Annotated in this window: 1 protein-coding gene; it reads right to left on the bottom strand. The window is 76.6% G+C overall.

Annotated elements, in window-relative coordinates; genetic code table 11:
- Nucleotides 1–159: 159 nt before the first annotated feature.
- A partial coding sequence (locus OZN99_RS32600) for an NAD(P)/FAD-dependent oxidoreductase (RefSeq protein WP_270939322.1) occupies nucleotides 160–877 on the bottom strand: 718 nt, incomplete at its 5' end.

The following is an 877-nucleotide window of genomic DNA, read 5'->3' as shown; positions in this document are numbered from 1 at the left end:
GCGCGAGCGTCGCGTCCTGCGCGGCACGCAGCGCGTCCGGGGGCGCGCTGCCTTCGCCCGGCGGCGCGGCGGGCAGCAGCGTGCCGCGCCGCGCCTCGATGCCGGCCATGAAGCCCTTGAGGTATTCCTGCTGCTCGGCGCTGAAGGCGGCGTCGGTCATCAGGCGGCCTCCCGGGCGGAGGGATGGAAGGCGGCGCCGAAGGCCAGGCTGGCGCGGAAGGGCGCGACCGGCCGGCCGCTGCCGATCAGGTCGAGGTAGAAGGGCGCATCGGCGGTGTCCCCATAGAGCACGGCGCCCACCAGCCTGCCGTCGCGCAGCCAGAGCCGGCGGTAGCGCCCGGCCTCCTCGTCGTAGAGCGTCACCGACTCGGCGTCCGGTGGCGCGACTTCGCCGGCTGACCAGACGGCGATGCCCGAGACCTTGAGGGCGGCGGGGTCCGGCTGCGGCACGTAGCAGGCCGCCTCGCCGGCCAGCGTCGCGGCGGCCGTCTCCGCCATCGCCAGCGCGGGCGCCACAAGCCCGCAGACCTGGCCGCGATGCTCGGCGCATTCGCCGATGGCGAGGATGCGCGGATCGCTCGTGCGCATCGCGTCGTCCACCGCGATGCCGCGGTTCACCTCCAGCCCCGCGGCATGCGCGAGAGCGACGGAGGGGCGCACGCCGACCGCCATCACCACCAGGTCGCAGGCGATCCGGCGGCCATCGGCCAGACGCAGCGCCGTCGCCGCCTGCGCGCCCTCGATCGCCTCGGTCACGGCCGGCATGGCGAAGCGCAGCCGGCGCGTCGCCCCGAGCTGGCGGGCCAGCAGCGCCCCCGCGGCCGGGTCGAGCTGGCGCTCCATCGGCCAGCCCACGGCGTGCACCACCGTGACCCGC

The sequence above is a fragment of the Falsiroseomonas oryzae genome, assembly GCF_027856955.1.
Lineage (GTDB): Bacteria > Pseudomonadota > Alphaproteobacteria > Acetobacterales > Acetobacteraceae > Falsiroseomonas > Falsiroseomonas oryzae.
This window is presented reverse-complemented; position numbering and strand designations above follow the sequence as displayed.